The sequence below is a fragment of the Labrenzia sp. PHM005 genome, assembly GCF_006517275.1.
GTDB lineage: Bacteria > Pseudomonadota > Alphaproteobacteria > Rhizobiales > Stappiaceae > Roseibium.
The window spans coordinates 1,713,580-1,737,911 of sequence record NZ_CP041191.1 but is presented as its reverse complement, the minus strand read 5'-3'; the positions used below and the strand labels follow the sequence as shown (position 1 = coordinate 1,737,911).

Sequence of the window (24,332 nt, the reverse complement as noted above, 5' to 3'; positions counted from 1 at the left end):
GTCGGACCCTTTTCTGGAGACTCATATGATCGCGCCAACCAACCCGTCTGGTCCCACTGACCTGCACTTCGACGCCGTAATCATCGGAGCTGGCGTAATTGGCTGCGCGATCGCGTTTAATCTCGCCAGAAAGGGATACCGGACCCTGAATATCGATATGCTGCCCGCAGCTGGGTATGGCTCGACGTCGAGTTCAGCCGCCGTCGTCCGCACTTATTATTCAACCCTCGACGGCTCTGCCATGGCATTTGAAGGCTATCACGCCTGGAGAAACTGGCCTGGGTACCTTGGCTGTGAAGACACTCCTGAGCTCGCCCGTTTCATTGAAACCGGCACATTGGTGATGAAGACCGCGGCCAATGGCTATCTTGAGAAAGTACTGAAAAGCGCAGAACAGCTCGGCATTCGCCATGAACATTGGTCTGCAGATCAAATCCGGCAGGCCATGCCCGGCTACAATCTGGAGTGTTACGCCCCAGCGAAAAAGATGGACGATGAAGCTTTTGGCGAGCCTTCCGGCGGTGAAATCTCCGGCGGGGTCTACTTTCCCCAAGGCGGTTATGTCGATGACCCGCAATTGGCGGCCCGCAACCTCAAATCCGCAACCGAAGCCCTCGGTGGCACCTTTTTCTTCAAGACAAAAGTGACCGGCATCTCCGTGCCGGAAAACCGGATCACCGGCGTTGATCTGGACGACGGGCGGACCGTTGCCGCCCCGATTGTCATAAATGCTGCCGGCCCGCATTCCGGCAAGGTCAATGCCTTGTTACAGGGCGACCCAGGCATGAACATCCGGACACGCCCGCTGCGCCAGGAAGTTGTTCAGATCACGCCACCGGGCACCCTCGGATACTCAAGAGAAGGCTTGATCGTTTCGGACAACGACATCGCTTGTTACATCAAACCTGGCAGCGGCGGCCAATTGATGATCGGCAGCGAAAACCCTCCTTGCGACCCTCCGCAGGACGTTGATCCGGATGACTTTTCGCGCGATTTGAGCGACCGGGCCCTCACCTATGCCTATCGGTATTCCCAGCGTTTGCCTGAACTGGGTGTGTCCCAGCATCCCGTTGGCGTCGCGGATCTTTATGATGCCACCGATGATTGGTTGCCGATTTACGACTGCAGCGATGTGTCTGGTTATTATCTGGCAATCGGAACCAGCGGCAATCAGTTCAAAAACGCCCCCGTTGCCGGCCGGCTGATGGCCGAGCTAATCACCTATTGCGAGGAGGGCGGCGCGCAGGACAAAGACCCTCTGCAATTCAAGCTGTCGCACGTCGATCATACGATCAACACAGCGACCTTCTCCAGAAAGCGCAGCATCAATCAGGACAGTTCATTCTCGGTGCTTGGCTAGCAGAATATGGTCCGTCTTCCCCTTGGCGCTTGGTGGCAAATCAGGTTATGGAGGCAACTCCCTTTGAAAACCCCGGAGCACCCACTTGGCCTGGTCGCCGCAACAAGACACTGCTCTTCAGGAAACTGCTGCCTGGCTGAAACGTGGAGACCGCCAGGTGTTCCGTTTGTTTGGCTATGCCGGCACCGGTAAGACCACGCTCGCCCGGCATCTGGCTGCAGACATTGACGGCGATGTCTGTTTTGGCGCCTTTACCGGCAAGGCCGCGCATGTGTTGCGCCAAAAAGGGTGTGAAGATGCCGGCACCATTCACTCACTTATTTACCGTCCACGCTCGGCCAAAGAAGAAGAGCTAACTGACGATGATGAGGAGGACGCCGGTCCGCAGTTTGCCATCAAACGGGACAGTGCGGCAGCAACAGCCCGGCTGATTGTCATCGACGAGTGTTCCATGGTGGATGAGGAACTTGGCCGGGACCTTCTGTCCTTCGGCACTCCGGTACTGGTGCTGGGGGATCCGGCACAGCTGCCACCGGTCAAAGGCGGAGGCTTTTTCACCGAAGCCGAACCCGACATCATGCTGACAGAGGTCCACCGCCAAGCGCAGGACAATCCGATTGTGCGTATGTCCATGACCATCCGCGAAGGCGGATCCCTGGACTACGGCGAATTCGGCGAGAGCAAAGTGATCAACCGCCGTCAGATCGACAAGGATCAGATCCTAGCGGCAGACCAGGTTTTGGTTGGCACCAACAAAACACGTCGCCTTTACAACAGCCGGATCCGGGAACTGAAAGACTTTACGACCCCAATGCCGGCGGTTGGCGACAAGCTGGTTTGCCTGCGCAATGACAAGAGCAAAGCCTTGTTGAACGGCGGTTTGTGGACGGTGAAACGCCTGCGCCAGCCGCGCGGCAACACATTGCGCTTTGATGTTGTTTCAGAGGACGAACTGATCAAGACCGCGGTCAAAGTCAAAGTGCTTCCGGCAATGTTTGAAGACGGCGCAGAGAGTATCCCCTATGCCATCCGGCGCAAGGCCGACGAATTCGACTATGGCTACGCTCTAACGGTCCACAAAGCCCAGGGGTCTCAGTGGGACGATGTTGTTCTGTTCGATGAAAGCTGGGCGTTCCGCGAACATCGGGACCGCTGGCTTTATACAGCGGTGACCCGTGCAGCAGAAAAGATCACTGTCGTAAGGTGAACTCGGGAAGGTCATCGAAATCGAAAGGCGTTTCGCTCGGCAGCGCCTTCAAAGCTGTTTCGACAAATTGATCAATCTGCCCCTTGCCGGCCCCCGTGCGGGCTAGAATGGACACTGCGCCGAGCTGGCCGTCGACATAAGTTGCAAGAGCATCGATATCCGCATCGTCCGAAAGCTCACCGGCATCAACCGCTTTAAGGAGACGCGTTCTGATGCCGCCATACCGTGTCTGCGCCAGATCGGACAAAAGAACCTTATGTTTTTCGGTACCGTAGGCGTTCTCAACCTGCGCATTGAACAGGAAACAGCCCAAGGGCGTGGATTTGTCTGCAGCCAGATAGCCAACGGTCTGTATCAGATTGCGGACATCAACGAGATAGTGTTTTTCAGCACGCATCAGCGGACCAAAAACAAGATCCCCGTAACAATCGAAATAATGCAGGAGCGATTTCTCAAACATCGCCTCCTTGTCACCGAAGGCGGCATATAAGCTAGGTTTGGCCATTCCAGAGGCTTCGACGAGATCATTCATGGATGTGGCTTTAAATCCATGCTGCCAGAAGGCGCACATAATGCCGTAAAGAGCGTCTTCTTTTTCCGTCTTACGGGGCCGGCCTCGTGTCACGATCCAGTCTCCTCTGTTTTTTAGCACCGCCCAAACCGGTATTAAACCATCAGCAAGCGAATGCCACGCCGCTTTTGAAAAAAGCGAATTGTCTCATCAGCACGCCTTGGCAGGATGCGAATCCAGTACGAACCCAGTGAATGTTACCAGTCGAACGGATTTCCAGAATACGTATAAATGTGCAATTCGTTCGAATTAGGACCGCCATTATACTTGTTCGGAAATATTTTCTACGGAATGGACAATGTTTCGGTTAACAGCGGTCGCTAAACCGGCTTGAATTTGCTGGTGGATGAGGCTCCGAGATGGCTTTAACGCCAAGCCCGTCCGAATTATCGTCCCGATTTGTTTTTCTGCCGTGAAAGTGAAAATCCCAAATGGCAACTGTCACACCTTCGGATTCAGGCTCCACAAAATCAGCGCAGTCCCTTTCTGCGGAAACCGCTCTGCGCATTGCGCACCGGATCGCAGATGAAATCGGCTGTAAGGCCGGCCAGGTGAACACCACCGTTCAACTGCTCGACGAAGGTTCGACTGTTCCTTTTATCGCCCGCTACCGCAAGGAAGCCACAGGCGGCCTGGACGATAGCCAGCTGCGCAAATTGGAAGAGCGGCTCATCTACCTGCGAGAGCTCGAGGATCGCCGCGCCGCCATCACCAAATCGATCGACGAGCAGGGCAAACTGACCGATGCCTTGACTGCGAGCATTCAAACCGCCGAAACCAAATCACAGCTCGAAGACATCTATCTGCCGTTCAAGAAGAAACGGCGCACCAAAGCCCAGATTGCTCGGGAAGCCGGCCTGGAACCTCTAGCCGATATGCTGCTTGACGATGCCACCAAGACGCCGGAAACCGAAGCCGCTGCTTTCATCGACGAAGGGAAGGGCGTGGCCGACACCAAAGCGGCTCTTGATGGCGCTCGCCAGATTCTGATGGAGCGTTTCGCGGAGAACGCCGAACTGGTCGGCCGTCTGCGCCGCTATGTGGAAGAACGCGGCGTTGTGCAATCCAAATTGATCGACGGCATGGCGGACAAGGGCGCCAAGTTTGCCGATTATTTCGACTATTCTGAAAGCTGGGCGAAGATCCCGAGCCACCGGGCCCTTGCGCTCTTCCGCGGCCGCAACGAAGGCATCCTGTCTGTCGATCTTACGGTCGACGCCGACGATCCGGCACCAGTTCTCCCAGCTGTTAAAATGGTCGCTGACACCTACGGCATCGCCGATCGTGGCCGCCCGGCAGACAAGTGGCTGATGGATGTGGCCCGCTTTGCCTGGAAGGTGAAATTGGCTCTCCATTTGGAACTCGATCTTATGGGTGTCCTTCGGGACAAGGCGGAAGAAGAAGCGATCCAGGTCTTTGCCAGGAATCTCAAAGACTTGTTGCTTGCAGCGCCCGCCGGTTCCAAAGCAACGCTCGGCCTCGACCCGGGCATCCGAACCGGAGTGAAAGTCGCTGTTGTCGACAACACCGGTAAACTGATCGACACGGCAACGATCTACCCGTTCCAGCCGCGCAATGATGTTGCGGGTTCCCGGGCAACCTTGCTGGCGCTGATTGCCAAACACAAAGTTGGCCTGATCGCGATCGGCAACGGCACCGCGAGCCGGGAAACCGACAAGCTGACCGGCGATGTTCTGACCGACATTCCGAGCGCGCAGCGGCCGGTCAAAGTAATTGTCAACGAGGCCGGCGCTTCTGTTTATTCCGCGTCTGAACTGGCTGCCAAGGAAATGCCGGATGTCGATGTGTCCTTGCGCGGCGCTGCGTCCATCGCCCGCCGCTTGCAGGACCCGCTTGCCGAACTGGTCAAGATCGAACCGAAGTCCATCGGCGTTGGCCAATATCAACACGACGTCAATCAGACCAAGCTCGCACGGGCATTGGATGCTGTTGTCGAAGACGCGGTGAATGCCGTTGGTGTTGATCTCAACACCGCCTCCCCGGCCCTCTTGTCACGCATTTCAGGCCTGTCTGGCAGCCTTGCGAAAGCCGTAGTTGAACACCGGGATGCGATTGGCCGGTTCGACAAACGCTCTCAGCTCAAAGACGTTCCGCGCCTCGGAGCAAAAGCGTTTGAACTCTGCGCTGGTTTCTTGCGCATCACCGAGGGAGCGGAACCACTGGACGCCTCCTCCGTGCACCCGGAGGCCTATCCGCTGGCCAAACGCATCGTCAAAGCCTGCGGCCGGGATGTGCGCCAGCTGATGAGCGACAACAGTGTCTTGAAAAATCTCGAGCCGTCTGACTTCACCGACGAGAAATTCGGCCTGCCGACGGTGAAGGACATCTTGTCCGAGCTGGAAAAGCCGGGCCGGGATCCGCGCCCGGAATTCAAGACAGCTGCCCTGCAAGACGGCGTTGAGGAAATTTCCGACTTGAAGCCGGGCATGAAGCTGGAAGGCACGGTCACAAACGTCACTAACTTTGGCGCCTTCGTTGATGTCGGCGTTCACCAGGACGGGCTCGTCCATGTCTCACAACTGGCCGACCGGTTCGTCGACGATCCGCACAAGGTCGTGAAAGCCGGAGACATCGTCAAAGTCACCATTTTGGAGGTCGATATTCCGCGCAAGCGCATTTCCATGACGATGAAATCCCAGGCCGACTATCAGGGTCAGCGCGAACGCAGCGGACAAAACCGTTCAGGAGCGGGCGGACGGGGCCCCTCAAGTCCCGGCGGCACCAAAGGCGGTGCGCCAAAACAGTCAGGCAATGACAGCGGCAACAACGCCATGGCAGCAGCCCTAGCCGCCGCCATGAACAAGAAAAAGAAATAGGCCTAGGGTCAGGACCCATTAATTTGTTTGAAATGGTAGGAAGGAATTTGTTCGGATACGAGACGCAAATCTGCAGGAAACCGTCCGGTTTTCAAAGGGTTGCAACGAAGTTGCCGAGCAAATTCATCCTATCTTGAAAAGACGCGAAAACGGCTTCGATCTGCGGCGTCTAACCGTTCAACCGGGCAGAAGCCCGCTTTTCACGTTTTTCCTTGCAGCTCATCGCCGTTTGCCGTGCCATTCCAATCAAATTAACGGGTCCTGACCCTAGATCGCCGGACACAATGTCCGGCGATTTTCTTCGCTTGGTAAGGGCCTGAAAACTGGCCAACCCTTCGAAATCGCAGTAGCATTTTGCCAGTCCCAAGCTCAAGACTGTTCAAATGCCAGAAACAGAGACACCGCACCCCACGAAGCAGCAGGAAATCGACCCTGCCGCCTTCGGTGCGTTGGCGCATCTCTATCGCGCCGAAGTCTTCCGCAGCACCCATTGGCGCACCCGGCTCGACAACACCACCAATTGGGCCGTGGTGACCACTGGCATTGCGTTGTCCGCCACATTTTCCAACATAGCAGCGTCTCCATTGCCAATGGTCTTGGTGGGGCTTTTGGTGACGGTGTTTTTGATCTTCGAGGCGCGCCGGTACCGGTACTACAATCTGTTTCGCGCGCGGGCCCGATTGCTGGAAATCGATCTTTATGCACCTTTGCTGCGCGGCGAAGGTGTCAAATGGAACGGCGCCTGGGGCGAGATGCTCGGCGAGGATTATGAAACGCCGCATTACCACATCAGCTTCATCCGTGCGGCCGGACGCCGGCTGCGCAGCAACTATTCCTGGATCCTGGCCATTCAAGCCGTTGCCTACTATGGCAAGGTTGCCATTCATCCAGTCCCGCTGACCGATATGACGGAAGCTTTTGCCCGCGCAGCGATTGGTCCAATACCGGGCTGGATCGTTATGTTGGCAGGGGTGATTTTCCATACAGGATGGATTGTTTTTGCAATCGTCACCTGGCGGCTTGATCAGCTCTACCGCGAACGCCGGAAATCTCCGATGGAACATATGTAACGGTTTTCGAACAGACGCTTATGTGATATCCGTCTTCACCTGACTTGGAGATTTTATGTCCTGATTGAACGGGTGCCAAAGGGACCCGCAGCATAGAGCCGCTTGAGTTCTCAAGCGGCGTTTGCCAACCAAATCAAAACTTTTGACCTGGCTGATTTCGGCCGGAACAGGACACTTTTATCCAATGATCCGAACTTATGAAACAGCGGATACGAATCGTATCCTTGAGATCTGGCGCAAGGCCAGCGACCTTGCCCACCCGTTCTTGAGCCCGTCATTTCTTGCTGAGGCTGAAGAGAAAATCCGCTCTCTCTATCTGCCAATATCGGAAACACACGTCTTTGCCCAAGACCAAAAACTGCTCGGTTTTATCGGCCTACTGGACGGTCACATCGGAGGTCTGTTCGTCGATCCCGATTATCATGGCCACGGCATCGGACGTGCCTTGGTCGATTACGCGAAGTCCCAAAAAGGCCGCTTGACCGTCGAGGTTTTCAAGGAAAATCCGATTGGGCGCGGATTCTACAAAGCCTATGGGTTTCGAGAGACCGGCGAATACATCGACGAAGACACTCATCAGCCGCTGATAAAAATGACGCTGTAGCAAAGTGAAACGGTGGCCAAACAGTGACCACCGCTATCTCGCCTAAAACCGGTCGGCGCGGAACGGCTCCGGGTCGACCGTTGGGGCTTTGCCATCAATCATATCGGTGATCATTTCTCCGGTCACCGCCGCTTCCGTCAGCCCGTGGTGCGCATGGCCGAAGGCATAATAAATCCCGTTGCTGCCGGAAGCTGGACCGATCACCGGCAGGCTGTCCGGGATAGAGGGCCGATACCCCATCCAGCGTTTGCCACCGTCTATTTGAAGATCCGGGAAAAACCGGCGGGCCTTAGTTACCATGGCATCCACACGCTTCCAGTTTTCCGGCAGATCCAGACCACCAAATTCAACAGCCCCGCCAACGCGCAATCCGATGGAAAGCGGAGACACGACAAATCCGTGACCGGGCAGCAGGATAAAGCGGTTCACTGTCACGCCTGGCTCTGGAATGGTGATGTTGTAGCCGCGTTCCGTATCCAAAGGGATTTTGTCGCCCAACTGCGCTGCAAGTTTCTTCGACCAAGCCCCACAGGCGATCACAAGTTTGCCGGCAACAATGGTCCGCCCGTCTTTGAGTGTGAGTGCGGCCCCATCGCCTTGACGTTCAGCTTTGCTCACCTCGCCTATGTCGAATGTAACACCCTGGCCTTTGAGCCAATCAGCCAAGGAAAGACACAAGGCTTTCGGATCATCAACTTGTGCCCACTCAGGTGACAAAGCACCGCCGACGACTTTGTCAGATATCGACGGTTCCAGTTCCCGGATCGCCTGGACATCTAGCTCATCAATCTGAATGCCAAACCGGCGTTGTTCTTCCCAGCCAGGCCGAGCACCATCTAGGGAGGCCTGTGTATCAAAGAGTTCCAGACAGCCGTCCTTGCGAACCTGGTTGTGCGTGCCGGACACCCGCCACAGCCGCTCCCAGGACGGCCAGGCTTCGGCATTCAGCGCTGCCAGCGCCCTGGTGCTGCGTTCCATCTGCTTCGGATTGGACGCCGCCAGGAACCGAAGCATCCAGGGCAGGATTTTATGGGCATAGGCCGGCCGGACGGTCAGTGGCCCAAGCGGGTCCATCAGCCATTTGAAGGCCTGCTTCCACATTCCAGGCGCAGCCATTGGGGCAACATCGGTCCAGGCGATACCACCTGCGTTGCCCTGGCTTGCGCCCGCGGCCGGACCTTCCCTGTCCAGAACGGTAACCCGGTATCCGCGTTGCAGGAGATTCGCGGCGGCAGCCAGCCCGATAATACCGGCTCCGACGACATAAACGTCTGGTTTGCTCATCCATCCCTTCAAGCAATCCTTGCCGTGTTTTGCAAGCGCAGAAGAGGATGACGAAAGCTGGTTTAGCCAGTTTTCTGAGTTTGGAGCTTTTCGCCCTCTGGCACGGATTTTTCTGCCTGCAGCAACCAGGAAAACAGAGCCAGCGCCAAAGCCGCACCAATCAGCTGAGCGACGATGAACCCAGGCACATCGACCGGACGGATCCCGGCGAACGTATCCGTGAAGGCTCGAGAAATCGCCACAGCCGGATTGGCAAAAGAAGTCGAGGCGGTAAACCAATAGGCGGCGGTAATGTAAAGACCCACCAGCCACGGCACAGCCTCGGCGCGGAACCTAATCCCGGCCAGAATACTGGCCAGAAGCCCGAAGGTTGCCACCACTTCCGCCACCCATTGGGAACTTCCTGTCCGCACCGTGGTGGAGGCCTGCCAGACTGGCAGCTCAAACATCACATGGGCAATCAGTGATCCGCAGATTCCGCCGAGGATCTGAACAGCGATATAGGCAAGTGCGATGGAAACCGTCAGTTCCCGCTTCAACCAGAAGACAAATGTCACGGCCGGATTGAAGTGGGCACCTGAGATCGGCCCCAGCAAGGTGATCAGAACCACCAGGATTGCGCCGGTCGGAATAGTGTTGCCCAGAAGAGAAACAGCGACATCGTCGGACAATTTGTCCGCCATGATCCCGGATCCAACAACGGCCCCAACAAGCATCGCAGTACCAAGCGCTTCAGCAACCAGGCGCCGGGAGAGAGTGAATTCAGACATTTTTTGAAGATCCTAGTCGTCGGCAGATGTGCCGATGGCTGACAGTTGAGCCTTGCCGTCAGCTGAAGAAAACACCGCATCGCCAAGTGCCAACATGGCACTGACACGGCGTTCCAGGCGGTCAAAAGCGAGATCAAAGGCGGCGCCACGTGTGGCATCATCGCCCTCAACGCCCGCCGGGTCCGGGATCCCCCAATGGACCACAAACGGATGGCCCGGCCAGACTGGGCAGGCTTCGCCTGCCGCGCTGTCGCAAACCGTGATGATCAAATCCATCTTGGGAGCGTCTGGCCCTACGAACTCTTCCCAGCTCTTGGACCGGAAACCATCCGTTGGCAGACCGCGCCCCTGAAGACAGGTAATTGCATCCGGGTTGACCATGCCGCGCGGCGTCGACCCGGCTGAAAATGTTTGGAATTTCCCCTCACCCAAATGGCGCAGGATCGCTTCGCCTAAAACCGAGCGCGCGGAGTTGGCCGTGCAGACAAACAAGGCATTACGCATGTTATTGAAGCCCCACCTCTTGCCGGATTCAGCACCGGCCTTTGTTATGACAATCGCTGTCATCCAGAAAATTCATGATCGGAGCGCAGAGTTCCGGGTTTCCGCCGCAGCAATCCTGCAGCAGATAGGTCGTCAAGGCGCCCATGATGGAAAGATCGGCCCGGTAATGAATTGAGCGCCCATCCCGTTCAGCTCGCACGAGACCGGACCGGGAGAGGGCGCTCAAGTGGGTCGACAGGGTGTTTGGACGCACCTTGAGAGCATCTGATATGGCGCCAGCTGCCATGCCGTCTTTTCCCGCCTTCACCAACAGGCGAAAGACGTCGAGGCGGGTTTCCTGACCGAGTGCCGCCAAAGCTCTCAGGGCATCTTCTTTTTCCATATTTCGAGAATACCCGAAATAACGAACAAAGCAACAGCTATCTGACTGACCGCAAACTGAAAGCGAAAAATGAAACAAAGCCCCGGCCGGCCCTCCCCAAGGCAGTAAAGCGGAGAGCAGAGATCGGAGAATTCAGGCTTATCAGTCTTTATCTAATTGAAGTTGAAAGTCTTTTGGCTCCACGTCCCGGCTCGCGCTACACTTGACCGGGAGAACGATGAAAAGGCTAAAGGGATGTCATTAATCAAAAAGCTCCGGCGATTGCCGGAGCTTGATGGATCGTATTATGTCAGGTTGGACCGTGTTCGTCGTACAGCGTCTTTCCAACCAGCGAGAAGTTTTTCCCGCCGCTCCGGCTCCAAATGGGGCTCAAATCTTTTTTCAAGCTTCCATTTGGCGGAAAATTCTTTCTGCCCCGGCCAGACACCGGCCCTGCTCCCGGCGAGCCAGGCGGCACCCAGTGCCGTTGTTTCGGCAACGGTCGGCCGGTCGACAGGCGCACCTAGAATGTCCGACAAGAATTGCATGGTCCAATCGGACGCCGTCATGCCGCCATCGACCCGCAAGACCGGAGATTTGGCATCCGGCCAATCCGACTGCATGGCGGACACAAGGTCGCAGGTCTGATAGCCAACACTCTGCAGGACAGACCGGGCGATTTCCTTAGGGCCTGTATTCCGGGTCAAGCCGAACATGGCCCCGCGGGCATCCGCATCCCAATAAGGCGCACCGAGCCCGACAAATGCCGGAACCAGATACACATCCTGATTGGGATCAGCCTGTTCCGCCAAGCCTTGCGTATCACCGGCGCTTTCAATGAGACCGAGGCCATCGCGCAACCATTGCACGGCAGCGCCAGCAATAAAGATCGAGCCTTCCAAGGCGTAAGTCGTCTCGCCATTCAGCCGGTAAGCAATAGTTGTCAGCATGCGGTTGCCTGACGGAACCGGGGTCGTGCCCGTGTTCATAATGGCAAAACATCCGGTGCCGTAGGTCGACTTGACCATACCTGGTTCAAAACACGCTTGACCCACGGTCGCCGCCTGCTGATCTCCAGCCACACCCAGAATCGGGAGCTCCCTGCCGAACAAATCTGCCTTGGCAACACCGAAGTCATCCGCGCTGTCTTTGACTTCCGGAAGCATGCTGAGCGGGATATTCAGAACCTCACACAGCTCCGTGTCCCAGACGTTGTCATGGATGTTGTAGATCAGAGTGCGCGAGGCGTTGGTTGCATCGGTTGCATGAACCTCGCCTTCGGTCAAATGCCAGATCAGCCAGCTGTCTACGGTCCCAAACGCCAGCTCGCCGCGCTCTGCCCGCTCGCGCACGCCGTCGACGTTGTCGAGGATCCAGGCGATCTTGGTGCCCGAAAAATAGGGATCCAGCAGTAGGCCCGTTTTGGCTGTGAACTTGGATTCCAGACCCTCGTTCCGCAACTTCGCACAGAAATCGGCTGTGCGGCGATCTTGCCAAACGATAGCGTTATAGACCGGCTCGCCTGTCTTGCGGTCCCAAACCAGCGTTGTTTCACGCTGGTTGGTAATTCCGATAGCCGCAACGTTCGCGCCCTTGTCCGGCGCCTTTTCCATCGCTTCGCGGCAGACGCGCAGGGTGCTGGTCCAGATATCAGATGGCGAGTGCTCCACCCAACCCGATTTCGGGAAATGTTGCGGAAACTCCTGCTGGCCGACACTAACCGGCTGAAAATCCTCGCCAAAGACGATGGCACGGCTTGACGTAGTGCCTTGGTCAATCGCCAATACCGATCCGGCCATGGCGCTCCTCCCACATCATTTTTGTTTGTTGTTCAAAAGAACCGCCGACGGTTGCCGGCGGCTTAGATTTCTAGCCCAGCACTATGCAGCAGTGCCGACCAATTCTGCAAGATGAGCGCCCAGATAGCTGTCCAGCGCCGCAATTTCATCGGAATTCAACCGCAAACCCAGTTTGGTCCGCCGCCAAAGAATGTCCTCCGACGTGCGCGCCCACTCCTGGCTTACCAGCCATTTCACTTCGGCCTCATAGAGGTTGTAGCCAAAGAATTGCCCCAGATCGGCAGCCTTCTTCGCACTGCCTAGAATTTTTCGGGCATCCGTCCCATATTGACGGATCAGCCGTGCCGCAAAAATCTTGCCGAGGAACGGATAATCGGAAGACAAACGCTCCACTTCGTCGTCAAAGGATGTCACCGCAAAATCGCCGCCTGGAAGCGCGTCCTCATCCGTCCACGTTCCGCGCTTGAACGGCAGGAACGGCGTCAGCTTTTCCAACACCTGTTCGGAGAGTTTCCGATAGGTGGTGATTTTGCCGCCAAATACAGACAGAACAGCTGGTTTGTTTTCGCCAGCATCCAACTCCAGCACATAATCCCGGGTCGCCGCCTTTGCTTCGCTCGCACCATCATCATAGAGCGGGCGGACACCCGAATACGTGTGCACGACATCGTCAGGGGTAATGGGTTTTTCCAGATACTCGCTGACAGCTTTGCAAAGATACTCAATTTCATCTTCTGCAATTGAGACCTTGCCAAGATCGCCTTCGAAATCGACATCGGTCGTTCCGATCAAGGTGAAGTCGTTTTCATAAGGAATGGCGAAGACGATCCGTCCATCCCCATTTTGGAAAATGAAACAGCGGTCATGATCAAACTGGCGCGGCACAATGATGTGACTGCCCTTGACCAGCCGGACAGCTGAAGAATTGTTGGCCCCGACAACACCACGCAGCATTTCGGCAACCCAGGGACCAGCCGCATTTACCAGAACAGATGCGGTGACAGTGCGTTCGATACCGGTTGTCAGGTCCTTCAAGACCACTTGCCAATGATCTCCGTCACGCAGTGCGCTGACGCATTTTGTACGGGTTTGAATATTCGCGCCGCGATCCGCCGCATCTCGCGCATTCAAGACGACAAGGCGCGCGTCATCGACCCAGCAATCGGAGTATTCGAATCCCTTTTGAAAGAGCTTCTTCAACCCCTTGCTGAAGATGCCCTGGTCGAGCGGAACTGTTTTGGTCGCCGGCAGCAGCTTACGGCCACCAAGGTGGTCATACATGAACAGACCAAGGCGTAGAAACCATGCTGGGCGCAGCTCTTTGTGGTGCGGAAGAATGAAGCGCAGCGGCCAGGCAATATGCGGCGCCAACTTCCAAAGAACTTCCCGTTCTTTCAAAGCTTTACGCACCAAATTGAACTCATAGTATTCTAAGTAGCGCAGGCCGCCATGGATGAGTTTGGTCGAGGCCGATGATGTGGCTCCGGCAAGATCCCCCATTTCAACGAGCATCACCGATGCTCCACGGCCGACAGCATCACGGGCAATCCCTGCTCCGTTAATTCCGCCACCGATTATTAAAAGATCATAGTCCGCTGCCATGGTCCGTCTAAGGCTCCGTTCTTTTCGCGCGATTATTCCAAAAGCGAAAATAATTCGAAACCAGTCGAAAATCAATCACAATAAATGCGCGCACAAGCGCACATCCAACTTTCATCAAAAGCCGGTTAGCAGTTGAACCAGATTTTTAGGCAAAAAACTGGGAGATTTACGCCTATTCGACACCTTCGCCTGGAGGCGCGTCACCCGATATGGCTTTCGGTTTTTTCGGCAGTTTCGGTTTCGCGGTCTTCTCTCCGTCGTCCCGAACAAATGGCGGAGTTGCCGCATGATAGGTGACCTGCGGGAACGGGATTTCGATGTTCCGCTCATCAAACACTTGTTTGACGTACTCGTTGTAAGCGCGCCCGACAGACCATTGATCACCCGGCAGAGTTTTGATCCTTGCTCGAATATCGATCGAGCTTGGACCAAAATTAATCACCCCGTTCATCTCCATATCGGAAAGAATTTTCGCCCCATAGTCTGTTTCCCGCAGCCTGCGGAACGCCTCGAGCATCGCGTCTTTGGCAACAGCAACATCGGTATCGTAAGCCACGCCAATGATCGCGACATGATAGGAAAATCCGCGCATGAAGTTCGACACCATGTCGACAGACGAAAATGGGATAATGTGAGAGGTTCCATTGAGATCCCGGATCCGCACCGACCGAACCGTTATTCCTTCAACCGTTCCGGTAATACCGGCAACGGTCACGACATCCCCTTCATTGATCGCGTTTTCAATCTGAATAAAGGCGCCTGTGATGATGTCCTTTACCAGTGTTTGGGCACCGAAAGAAATTGCCAAACCAACGACACCGGCACCGGCAATTAGCGGGCCGATATCAATGCCCAGCTCAGACAAAGCCAAAAGTGATGACATCACCAGGATGACAACTGTCGCCGCATTGCGGAAGAGCTGGAACAGCGTGCGCTCCCGGGCAGTGACGATCCGGCCGCTGCGGGATTGAAGTCGCAAATCCACCCATGACATCAAAGCAAGCCAAACAGCAAAGCCGACTAACAGAACCAACAGGGCGGACCCTGTGCTGCTGAGCAATCGGGCACCGGTCTCACTCTCAAACCAGGCGCGAACACGGAACACGCCCCAAATGTCGAGCAGCATCAAGACGGTTCCCAGGAACACAGCCGATCGGACAAGTTTTAAAATCCGCGGCACAAACGCATTCAAACGGTATTGAAGTGCTGGAAGCGCCTGATTCCAGTTATCCGGCAATCGGATTCCGCCTCGGATTGCCCGGGTCATGATCAACGACAACGCCATGCCGGCCATCACTGTGACAACAGACAAACCGGTCGCCCGCAAAATGATTGTCGTGGCATCAAAGGGGCGGGAAACCCAAATGATGAAAATCGCGATGATGTAACCCAAGGCTGCCAGATGCCAAACTTTGCCAAGATTGGCGATCGCCCGTTGAGCCAACACGCTGTGAAGCGTTTCCGAGTAACGGTACGCGCCTTGTCGGACCGTCGTGCGGTTTCGAATTACCAGCGCCATCAGGTAGAGCATCCCGCTCAACACCACGAGGAAGCGCAGCGCATTTCCTAAGACAAAGGAAACTGCAATGTTGGCAACCGGAACTGCTAGGAAGATGCCGTAATTGGTCCAGTACATATAAAGCCGCAAGCGGCCATACCAGTAGTTTGAACTGGTATCATCAAAGGGCAACAGACGCAGTTCCGGGCGGTTTGGAGCAAAAACAAACCGCAGTGCTACGTTTGCCATTCCAGTAACGAAGAACGCATTGAGTGCCAGGCTTTCCTGGATTGTGACACCTGCTTCCAATCCGCCATAAGCAACCAATGCGCACAAATATCCTCCGCCTAGCCCTAGCGCGACCGTTGTTGTGTCTATGAGGGTTGTAAAAAGTAGAATACTGGTCCGTGCGATACCGCCGCCATAGCGGGCTTTCACCGCCAATCGCTTGTAGGATTTGCGGGCAAGCACTTGAGCGGCCGCATAGACCACATACGCAGCAAACAAGACGAAAATGACTTGTGTAAGGACTGTCTGAACCCGGTCCCATTTGACCGGAATTTGGCCTGTCGCAATTAGCCCTAAACCATTTATCGAGCGCCCCGCTTGATTGAGTAGGACACCGGCCTGATCGGCGATTGCGCGCGTGTATTCGCCAATGGTGAGAACAATTCCATCCTTGGCAGACCGAGAAACATTAACTTCCGTTTCAGTTTCAGGCGGGGGGCTCTGCTCATTGCCACCGGCGTCTTGTTCTGCTGTCAGCTGTTTGATCAGAGCTGCCCGGCTATCTGGGTCCTCCAATATCTGGATCAGCGCTTCCCTGGCTTGGCCAATCTCGTTTGCCTGTTTCGCCCCATCAGGCGTCGTTTGGGAAACTGCCGATGTGGCCCAAACACAAAACATCAGGATGATCGGAAAAAGACGGTTGAGAAGAAGTGTCATGAAGGGTCCACCAGAACGGTCAGGCATGCGAAAAACGGTTCTCGCTAAAAATGACGTACTCCGGCTTCTCCTATGTCTCAAGGAGGCTGGTGCCGGCCAACCATAGAAGCCACGATCTCGCAAAGAAATGGAATATTGTCAATTTTAACAATTATCGTCGCGAAATATCAATAAAAACAAAAAATTGCCGCTAGGTCACATTTCAATAATAGAGAAAACGGTAACGTATTAATAATAAAATGCCTTTCTTCTTTGCATGATCAGGAGGAAAAATGTCACTGTCACTAGTCAAACTTGCCGAAGAAGGGACCGACGCCGCACGTACGACGTTGTTCGGTGAGCTTTGCAAGCTGGTGACCGAAGACCTTGATCAGCGCACCACACAAGAACTTACAATATTTGCTGAAGTCGCATTGAAACTCTATAGCGATGCCACGACAAAAGATCGGGCTCGACTTGCCCAGAAAATATCAACTTGCCCTAAAACACCGGTTTCTCTAGTTCGCAAAATCGCAGCCGACGATGTCTCAGTGGCCTCGCCAGTGCTGACGTCTTCTCCAGCATTTACACAAGAAGATCTGCTGGATCTGATGGAAGCACTCAGCAATGGACATTTAGAAGCTATTGCTCAGCGAAACGATTTGAGTGCGCAAGTTTCAGATGCCCTAGCTCAAAAGGGCGACAAACCAATACACCGGATCCTGGCTGGCAATCGGGAAATCCGCTTGTCCCGCGACGCGATGCTTTGCCTGGTTCGAATTGCGGCGGAAGACGTCGCTGTCAGGGAGAACCTATCACTCAGATCCGATTTGACACCGGCAGTCTGCCAAAAACTGCTGCCAATTGTGAATGAAGAAGCCAAAAAGCGCCTGAACGCCATTATTCAGGGGGCTCTCTCACAAGATCAACTGGATCAAATTGCCCGGCTCAAAACTCTGCGCCGCAAACTTGGCCATGCGCTCGACAATCAAGATATGAGTCTCTTGTGGGCGGAAGCACAGCGCGCTGGAGCAACGGCAGACGAGTTGATTACTCTCCTGCTTCAAGATCAGCGGTTCAATCATGTCATCGAACTGATGGGCATCCGGGGCCGCATCGCATTGAAGTCGCTGAAAGATGCGATCTTTAACGGCAAGCTTGAGACCGTCATGCGCACTGCAGCCCGATGTGGCCTTCAAGCGCAAACGTTCGCGCTCTTTGTAAAGGCGCGTTGCGATCACCTGAGAATTCCCTCAGCAAAAGGCTCCAGTTGGATTGGTGCGTATACAGCCTATTTGAAAGAACTTGAGGCTAGCAAAGGGGCGCGTTGCACAGACTTTCAGGCCAAACGGAAGACCCGCGATTCGGAGAAAGAGCTCCGCGACCCAGGAAAGCTCGCGATCGCTTGACCGATCTTGTTAGAGCGCAAAACGCTCTAAGCTCTTTGGCAAAGCATCGCGGCCAGCGCCGTAGCGAGCGTTGCGCCGGCGTAAAACCACAGTCCTGGCAAGAGAGATGCCGCCGCCAGCCCGCTGGTCTTGGCCGCGAACAAAACAAGCGCGACGAGCATAACGTCCAGCATTGACCATTTACTGACTGCGGATAAAAGCGCCAGCGACCGGGACCGGCCACCTGTCACGGCGGCCACATGGGTCAATGCGATTTTCGCCGCCGGAAAAATGACGGAAAAGAGGGCGATGACAACAGCCAATGCCGCATCCCCCTCAACCCAAAGTCCTTGAATAACATCGATGAGAGACGGCCGCTCTTCTAGAAAATACAGCTTCTCCAGCCGCATCATTGGCAACGTGATACCAAGAGCAAAGGAAAAGGTCGCGATCGGCAGAAGAAAAGCGATAACGAGGCGCATACAGTCAGCTTTTTATGCTTATTGACCCAAGAAACAACAGATCACATAGGAACAGATCCCGCGACAAACAACAATCGCGAGGTGGCAATCTACTAGCTTATATGTAACACGCCGCACAAAGACGGCTTACCGCCAGAAAGAGGCGGCTAGCAGTATCTAATATTGAAATGTCTCGGCTCGGCCCGAAAACTAGAACCTAGACCGCCCGCGCGCAGCGACTTCATCAAGAAGGTCTTGTTCGGCCATCTCCTGCGCCGTCCGTTCACGCTGCTGATCCCGTTCTTCCAGCTGCTCAAACTTCTTCAGATCTTCGATCGCTTCACTGAGTTCGTCCTGAGCCCGTTGCAACTGGTCATCCAGCTCATGTGCTGAATTACGCAGATTGTCTCTCCGGTCCGCTGCAGCCTTTGCAAATGTGGGATAGGCGAAATGCGTCACATCAGTGATCCCGGTCCGCTCCTGTTCGGTGCGAATCTGATCATCGAGTTCGTCTGCCATCCGGTGAAACTCGGATATCATACTCTCGATCTGGGCGAGCTGCCGCCGTTTTTCGTCAACTTGAAACCGCTTCAAACGGATCAAACTGTCTCGGGTTTTCATTACTCAATACTCCCCTTACATGGGCAGTCTATCCCTGAGTCATTTCCAAAAGGTTGGCAAGTTGGACATAACCGTCAGAAATTGACGTCGCCTCATCCTTACCTTGATTAAGAAAGTCGTCAATCGGTCCGAATCGGTGGATCGCTTCATCCACGGTTGGGTCAGATCCTCTTCGATAAGCCCCAAGGCGGATCAGTTCTTCCATGTCCGTATAAGTGGACAGAAGTTGCTTGGCTTTTCTTAAGACCGGCTGCTGATCTGATGGCACGCAGCGCGGCATAGTCCGGGACACAGATTTCAACACATTAATAGCTGGGTAGCGCCCGCGTTCCGCGATTCCCCGCTCCATGACAACGTGCCCATCCAAAATGCCGCGCACCGCATCGGCAACCGGTTCATTGTGATTGTCGCCTTCGACAAGAACCGTAAATAAGCCCGTGATCGATCCAGACCCCACTTTCCCCGGCCCCGCGCGTTCTAAAAGACGCGGCAATTCGGTGAAGACGGTAGGGGTATACCCTTTAGATGTAGGCGGTTCGCCGATCGACAGGCCGATTTCCCGCTGCGCCATAGCGAATCGGGTCACCGAATCCATCATGCACAGAACCTTGTCACCCTCATCGCGAAAGTGTTCGGCCAGCGTCATCGCAAGATAGGCGGCCTGCCGGCGCATCAAAACGCTTTCGTCAGAGGTCGCAACAACGACGACCGACCGCGCCAACCCCTCTTCGCCAAGGTCGTCTTCAATAAACTCTTGCACTTCGCGGCCACGTTCGCCGATCAGACCAATGACCGCCGTGTCACATTTGGTATTGCGAGCAAGCATCGACATGAGAACCGATTTACCGACACCGGAGCCGGCGAAAATACCCATCCGCTGCCCTTCGCAACAAGTCACAAAGGTATTTAGAGCCCGGACCCCGAGATCAAGAGGAGGCCCAACACGGGATCTTTCGTTAGCGGGCGGTGGTGCGCTTCGCAATTTGCGAGGCAGACCGCCATTTGGAAGAGGTCCTTTACCATCAATCGGTTCACCAAGTGCATTAACCACCCGCCCGAGCCATTCATTGCTGGGGTGCACGACACTCTCGCGGGAACTGATCACCGCCTTGCAGCCCATGCGGACGCCTTCTAGGCCTGAAAACGGCATACACAAGGCGTGGCCCTCGCGAAAACCAACGACTTCTGCAGGAACTTTGGGGTTATCCTCACCACTGTCGATCATCAAACGGGATCCGACACTCATTTCGTGAATCGGTCCGGCGATCTCAACAAGAAGGCCCTGAACCGCGGTTACGCGGCCATAAATTTCCGTCGACATGAGCGAATCAATCTCGGCAAAAAGCGCCTTCACGTTAATTTCTTTCCCCTGTTAACGGTTTTGGTAACCGATCGTTTACGACTCTGGTTAATCTTAACCTTTGAAAGCCGCACGAGCGAGGGTCATATCGAAGTTATTCTGGCTTTGTTGAAAGGAATCTGAACGGAATCGGTTACGCCGATTTCTTAAAGTTCAACATTAAGAAAGATGAATCTGGATTCTTTCCAGTGATTCAATTAGTTGGGCTTTGTTCACAGAAACGTTTCCGCGAGCCTTGCCGCTATGAAATAGAATTTGTTAACCATTAATCGATAGATTGAGTCGGGGTTAACAGCAGTCCTACGTAGCAGGCGCCGACACAGCCGTTGCGACTTGCCCAGGAAAGGCAGAACAAGGGGATTGGCATGCGTGTATTGTTGATTGAGGATGATAACGCGACAGCGCAAAGCATCGAGTTGATGCTGAAGTCCGAGAACTTCAACGTCTACACGACAGATCTTGGCGAGGAAGGAATCGACCTCGGCAAACTGTACGATTATGACATTATTATGCTGGATCTGAACCTGCCGGACATGTCCGGTTATGAGGTTCTCCGCACACTTCGGGTCTCGAAAGTTAAGACACCGATCCTAATTCTTTCCGGCAACGCCGGTATTGAAGACAAGGTTCGCGGTCTCGGCTTCGGCGCCGATGACTATATGACCAAGCCGTTCCACAAGGACGAGCTGGTGGCACGTATTCATGCGATTGTCCGCCGCTCGAAAGGCCATGCTCAGTCCGTCATCGTTACCGGCGACCTGAAGGTCAACTTGGACACCAAAACGGTGGAAGTTGGCGGCCAGCGTGTGCATCTGACCGGCAAGGAATATCAGATGCTGGAACTTCTCTCCTTGCGCAAGGGTACGACCCTGACAAAGGAAATGTTCCTGAACCATCTTTATGGTGGCATGGACGAGCCAGAATTGAAGATCATCGACGTCTTCATCTGTAAACTTCGCAAGAAGCTTGCAGCGGCAACATCTGGCAAGAATTACATCGAAACGGTTTGGGGACGTGGCTACGTTCTGCGCGAACCGGATGTTGAGGTCGCTGCATAACGCAGTTCCTCAAATATGAGATGACGAAACCCCGCCTCCGGCGGGGTTTTTTGTTGGCCCAACGCATCCGGCAAAGCACTGAGATTCTGCTTTCCTCTTGTTCTTTCAATAAAGTATCGGCAGGCTGCCTGCATCAGGCCTGATCACTGATTTTCGATACAAGGACGAGAAGAATGACACACGTTTTGACGGTGATCGGGAAAGTATGCCCGACGGAACACGGCTTTGAGATTCGAATTGACGAAGCCTTTCGGCAGGGACTTACCGGACTAGAGCAATTCAGCCATGCTTTTGTTCTCTGGCTTGCGGACAGAACCGATGCTCCCGGGACGGTCCCGCTCACTTGCCCTGCCCCCTATACGTCCAGCGACCAGGGTGTTGGCGTGTTCGCCTCCCGATCACCGGACCGGCCAAATCCAATCTGTTTCTCGGCAATTGCGATCACTGGCGTGGATCTGAAGATCGGAAGCATTACGACACCGTACATCGACACGCTCCCAGAGACGCCGGTCATCGATATCAAACCGTATTTTCCGGCCAGCGACCTGGTATCTACCGCGCATATCCCGGCCCATTTTTCGCACTGGCCAATGTCTTATGAAGAGTCCGCCCTTTTCGATTGGAGCGCAGAATTCAGATAGATCATATGCCGTATAAGCGGGTTTGATGTTCACTCGCTGAACTCACCGACATCAACGGCAAACCAGCGATGCGTCCTGTTTTCAGATAAACATGGCCCGCTCTAAACGAAAAAACGGCCGGGTGGGCTCCCGGCCGTTTCCTCCTCTATGTCTCAGGATGATGGGGCCTGTGCACTAGAGATTGAGCTGATAAGACGCTGGAACGTAGCGGAACCCGCTTCCCTCAGTGGAAACATATCCAACAGCTGGGAATGGCATATGGTAGCCGACAAACGGAACTTTATCGCTGGCCAGCATGCCCAAGACGGACTGCCTCGTCGCAGCCGCCGCTTCTTTGTCCATATCAAACCGGACTTCCCACGTTGGGTGAGCCAATGACCAGACATAGTGGTTGGCAAGGTCAGCCGCGAGAAGAAGCTGCTGCCCCCCATCTTCCAGCATATAGAGGGTGTGACCAGGTGTGTGACCGTGTGCAGCCACTGCTGTAATCCCAGACGCAACTGACCCGCCATCTCCCAGGAATGTCATTTTCTCGGCAAGCGGTTTGACATTCTTTGCCATAAGCTTGGTAACGCCATTGGCTTCCGGGTCCATAGCAGACCAGAAGTCAAACTCCTTCTGGCCGGTCACATAGCGGGCATTTGGGAATGCAGGCGCGCCTGCCTCCATCAAGCCGCCGATATGATCTGGGTGCATATGGGTGATGACGACTACATCGACTTGCTCCGGCGTATAGCCTGCGCTCATCAACGCGGCGCGCATGTTGCCGCGTGCAGGACGCCCTCCTTCTCCAACTCCGGTATCAAAGAGAATCAACTCCTGCCCTGTGTTGACCAGTGTGGGTGTAAAAAACGCCTTGAAACTATCATCGGGAATAAAGTTATCCGAAGACGCTTGTGAGAACGTGCTGGCATCAACGTTCATGCCGAACGTCTTCTGGGGTTCCCCAACAGTGACCGCGCCATCAAGCAAAGTGTTCACTTCAAAGGAACCAACATTGTAACGTGCAACCGGCGCTGCCATGGCGCCTTGCTTTTCGGCAGCAGCATGAACCGTTCCGGACGACGCGACGCCAGCCCCTAATGCCGTCGCCCCTGCTCCCAACAAGGCAGCACGCCGTGTCAGTCGAACCTGAATTTCACTCATTGGTTATTCCTTTGGTTGCCAAAACTCGAAGGAAGCCAAAATCCCAGAACAAATGGCAGTGGCTCCAATCGCTCTTGGGGTATCTGGGATAAAATAGCAGTGTTGAAACCTCCCATGCGGGGTTTAAATGAGATAATTCGCGAGTTCTTGAACGGAATTGAATTTGACATTATTTCAATGCCTTAACGGGGAATGCCATTCATGCATCATCAATGGTATAGTGCATTGAGCCATTTCTAGAGGAAAAGTCGATGTCCCGGCAGAACCTGCTGTTGCTGATTGCCATGACAATTTGTGCCGCTTTTCTGCTTGCCGCGAACCAGCAAACACGGCCGGATGGCTGGAATGTCTTGAGCGTATACGGATATTGGTTTGTCCGGATATCGATTGAAGCCACGCTGTTTTTTGCGTTCTTTCTTCTTGTTGGACTGATACCAGCGTTGAATAGGCGGAAAGTGGCTGTGCTATGTCTGGCAGGACTTGCCAGCTATTTGCCTTTTGTTCTTTCGGTCACGGCGATGGATATCGTGCTCGGGCTTCCTGAGCTTGGATCCACAGCAGGAACAGCTTGGGGACCGGATCCGCGGGTTGGTGCCTTTCTCCTGGAACTTGGCTACCTCTTGGACAACCACGCGTTTTTGTGCGGGCTGCTCTCCCTTCCGCTTTTGGCGGAAACAAGAATGATCGTAAGCATTGGCAAGCACACGAACGTTGCGCAAGAGGCGCTTGAAACCACATCGGAAGAACTTGCAGATGGCGGTGCGCTAACCGAAAACCTGCAAGGTCAGACCTCATTTTTTGAAAGCTTGTCACCGCCGTTCACTGGCACATTGCTCCGCGCAGAAGCACAAGAGCACTATGTCAAACTTGTCGGGACTGCCGAAACCCGGATGATCCTCTATAGGTTCAGCGACATTCTGCGGGAATTGCCTCCATCGCTTGGAATGCAGGTTCACCGAAGCCACTGGATCGCGAACGAAGCGATCCGAAAGGTCATTCGAAAAGGCAACAACACGCGGATTGAGACGCAAGATGGCATGCAAATTCCGGTGAGCCGACGATATGTCAGCCGTGTGACCGGCTGGGCAGAGCAGAATTCAGAAAAAACAGGATCAAATGACCGCGCGTCCACGGCCTAGAACGTTACCGGCCAAACTCGGATCACCGAACCCTGCCTGAAACACTCAGTACTTCAACGGTATTCCGAAACATTCAAAGGTACTTCAGAACTTTCGCCCGTTCACAGATACCAGGTAAGGAAAAGGC

21 protein-coding genes are annotated in these 24,332 nt (G+C 54.6%); 9 read left to right on the top strand and 12 right to left on the bottom strand.

What is annotated here, in order from left to right; all coding sequences use genetic code 11:
- The first annotated feature begins 25 nt into the window (after positions 1-25).
- The gene (locus FJ695_RS07920) at positions 26-1,360 is read left to right on the top strand and encodes an FAD-binding oxidoreductase (protein WP_141184925.1); all 1,335 of its coding nucleotides are present in this window, start codon (positions 26-28) and stop codon (positions 1,358-1,360) included.
- 85 nt (positions 1,361-1,445) lie between these two features.
- Positions 1,446-2,567, top strand: coding sequence for an ATP-dependent RecD-like DNA helicase (locus tag FJ695_RS07915; protein WP_141184924.1), 1,122 nt, complete (start codon positions 1,446-1,448; stop codon positions 2,565-2,567).
- Here FJ695_RS07915 and FJ695_RS07910 read toward each other — a convergent pair.
- Positions 2,551-3,192: a TetR/AcrR family transcriptional regulator gene (locus FJ695_RS07910; protein WP_209010966.1), complete on the bottom strand. Its 642-nt coding sequence runs from the start codon at positions 3,190-3,192 to the stop codon at positions 2,551-2,553. The two genes, FJ695_RS07915 and FJ695_RS07910, sit on opposite strands and share 17 nt — an antisense overlap.
- 377 nt (positions 3,193-3,569) lie before the next feature.
- On the opposite strand from FJ695_RS07910, the gene FJ695_RS07905 reads away from it, so the two are divergent.
- The 3 genes from FJ695_RS07905 to FJ695_RS07895 all read left to right on the top strand — a co-directional run bounded on the left by FJ695_RS07905 (position 3,570) and on the right by FJ695_RS07895 (position 7,649).
- The gene (locus FJ695_RS07905; protein WP_141184923.1) at positions 3,570-5,975 is read left to right on the top strand and encodes a Tex family protein; all 2,406 of its coding nucleotides are present in this window, start codon (positions 3,570-3,572) and stop codon (positions 5,973-5,975) included.
- 383 nt (positions 5,976-6,358) lie between these two features.
- Positions 6,359-7,045 carry a DUF2270 domain-containing protein gene (locus tag FJ695_RS07900; RefSeq protein ID WP_141184922.1) on the top strand — a complete coding sequence of 229 codons (687 nt, stop codon included), beginning with the start codon at positions 6,359-6,361 and terminating at the stop codon, positions 7,043-7,045.
- A gap of 184 nt (positions 7,046-7,229) precedes the next feature.
- Complete coding sequence (locus tag FJ695_RS07895) at positions 7,230-7,649, top strand: GNAT family N-acetyltransferase (protein WP_141184921.1); 420 nt, start codon at positions 7,230-7,232, stop codon at positions 7,647-7,649.
- A 42-nt stretch (positions 7,650-7,691) separates the two neighbouring features.
- Here FJ695_RS07895 and FJ695_RS07890 read toward each other — a convergent pair whose 3' ends face one another.
- The 7 genes from FJ695_RS07890 to FJ695_RS07860 all read right to left on the bottom strand — a co-directional run bounded on the left by FJ695_RS07890 (position 7,692) and on the right by FJ695_RS07860 (position 16,412).
- Positions 7,692-8,933 (bottom strand): FAD-binding oxidoreductase, encoded by a 1,242-nt coding sequence (locus tag FJ695_RS07890; RefSeq protein WP_141184920.1) that lies wholly within the window; start codon positions 8,931-8,933, stop codon positions 7,692-7,694.
- 62 nt (positions 8,934-8,995) lie between these two features.
- Positions 8,996-9,703 (bottom strand): MIP/aquaporin family protein, encoded by a 708-nt coding sequence (locus FJ695_RS07885; protein ID WP_141184919.1) that lies wholly within the window; start codon positions 9,701-9,703, stop codon positions 8,996-8,998.
- A gap of 12 nt (positions 9,704-9,715) precedes the next feature.
- Positions 9,716-10,207 (bottom strand): arsenate reductase ArsC, encoded by a 492-nt coding sequence (locus FJ695_RS07880; protein ID WP_141184918.1) that lies wholly within the window; start codon positions 10,205-10,207, stop codon positions 9,716-9,718.
- A 28-nt stretch (positions 10,208-10,235) separates the two neighbouring features.
- Positions 10,236-10,589: a helix-turn-helix transcriptional regulator gene (locus tag FJ695_RS07875; RefSeq protein ID WP_141184917.1), complete on the bottom strand. Its 354-nt coding sequence runs from the start codon at positions 10,587-10,589 to the stop codon at positions 10,236-10,238.
- A gap of 284 nt (positions 10,590-10,873) precedes the next feature.
- A complete protein-coding gene (glpK, locus tag FJ695_RS07870) occupies positions 10,874-12,367 on the bottom strand; it encodes a glycerol kinase GlpK (RefSeq protein WP_141184916.1) in 1,494 nt (497 codons plus the stop codon).
- Between the two features lie 81 nt (positions 12,368-12,448).
- Positions 12,449-13,969 (bottom strand): glycerol-3-phosphate dehydrogenase, encoded by a 1,521-nt coding sequence (gene glpD / locus FJ695_RS07865; protein WP_141184915.1) that lies wholly within the window; start codon positions 13,967-13,969, stop codon positions 12,449-12,451.
- A gap of 172 nt (positions 13,970-14,141) precedes the next feature.
- Positions 14,142-16,412, bottom strand: coding sequence for a mechanosensitive ion channel domain-containing protein (locus tag FJ695_RS07860; RefSeq protein ID WP_209010964.1), 2,271 nt, complete (start codon positions 16,410-16,412; stop codon positions 14,142-14,144).
- 272 nt (positions 16,413-16,684) lie between these two features.
- Between FJ695_RS07860 and FJ695_RS07855 the strand changes: the two genes are divergently transcribed.
- Positions 16,685-17,800, top strand: a complete 1,116-nt coding sequence (locus FJ695_RS07855) for a DUF2336 domain-containing protein (protein WP_141184913.1) — start codon at positions 16,685-16,687, stop codon at positions 17,798-17,800.
- 26 nt (positions 17,801-17,826) lie between these two features.
- Here the strand turns inward: FJ695_RS07855 and FJ695_RS07850 are convergent, their stop codons facing one another.
- From FJ695_RS07850 to fliI, 3 genes are all read right to left on the bottom strand, one after another.
- Positions 17,827-18,261, bottom strand: a complete 435-nt coding sequence (locus FJ695_RS07850) for a paraquat-inducible protein A (RefSeq protein WP_141184912.1) — start codon at positions 18,259-18,261, stop codon at positions 17,827-17,829.
- Between the two features lie 189 nt (positions 18,262-18,450).
- On the bottom strand, positions 18,451-18,861 hold the full coding sequence (fliJ, locus tag FJ695_RS07845; RefSeq protein ID WP_141184911.1) for a flagellar export protein FliJ: 411 nt from the start codon (positions 18,859-18,861) through the stop codon (positions 18,451-18,453).
- 28 nt (positions 18,862-18,889) lie between these two features.
- Positions 18,890-20,215, bottom strand: a complete 1,326-nt coding sequence (gene fliI / locus FJ695_RS07840) for a flagellar protein export ATPase FliI (protein WP_141184910.1) — start codon at positions 20,213-20,215, stop codon at positions 18,890-18,892.
- A 371-nt stretch (positions 20,216-20,586) separates the two neighbouring features.
- Here fliI and ctrA point away from each other — a divergent pair, with 371 nt between their 5' ends.
- Both ctrA and FJ695_RS07830 read left to right on the top strand, forming a co-directional pair.
- Positions 20,587-21,279 (top strand): response regulator transcription factor CtrA, encoded by a 693-nt coding sequence (gene ctrA / locus FJ695_RS07835; protein WP_141184909.1) that lies wholly within the window; start codon positions 20,587-20,589, stop codon positions 21,277-21,279.
- Positions 21,280-21,452: 173 nt separating this feature from the next.
- Entirely contained in the window at positions 21,453-21,920 is a 468-nt protein-coding gene (locus FJ695_RS07830; protein ID WP_141184908.1) for a TrmO family methyltransferase, read from the top strand.
- 174 nt (positions 21,921-22,094) lie between these two features.
- Here the strand turns inward: FJ695_RS07830 and FJ695_RS07825 are convergent, their stop codons facing one another.
- Positions 22,095-23,066 (bottom strand): MBL fold metallo-hydrolase, encoded by a 972-nt coding sequence (locus FJ695_RS07825; RefSeq protein WP_141184907.1) that lies wholly within the window; start codon positions 23,064-23,066, stop codon positions 22,095-22,097.
- Between the two features lie 251 nt (positions 23,067-23,317).
- On the opposite strand from FJ695_RS07825, the gene FJ695_RS07820 reads away from it, so the two are divergent.
- Complete coding sequence (locus FJ695_RS07820) at positions 23,318-24,205, top strand: LytTR family DNA-binding domain-containing protein (protein WP_141184906.1); 888 nt, start codon at positions 23,318-23,320, stop codon at positions 24,203-24,205.
- The last annotated feature ends 127 nt before the right edge of the window (positions 24,206-24,332 follow it).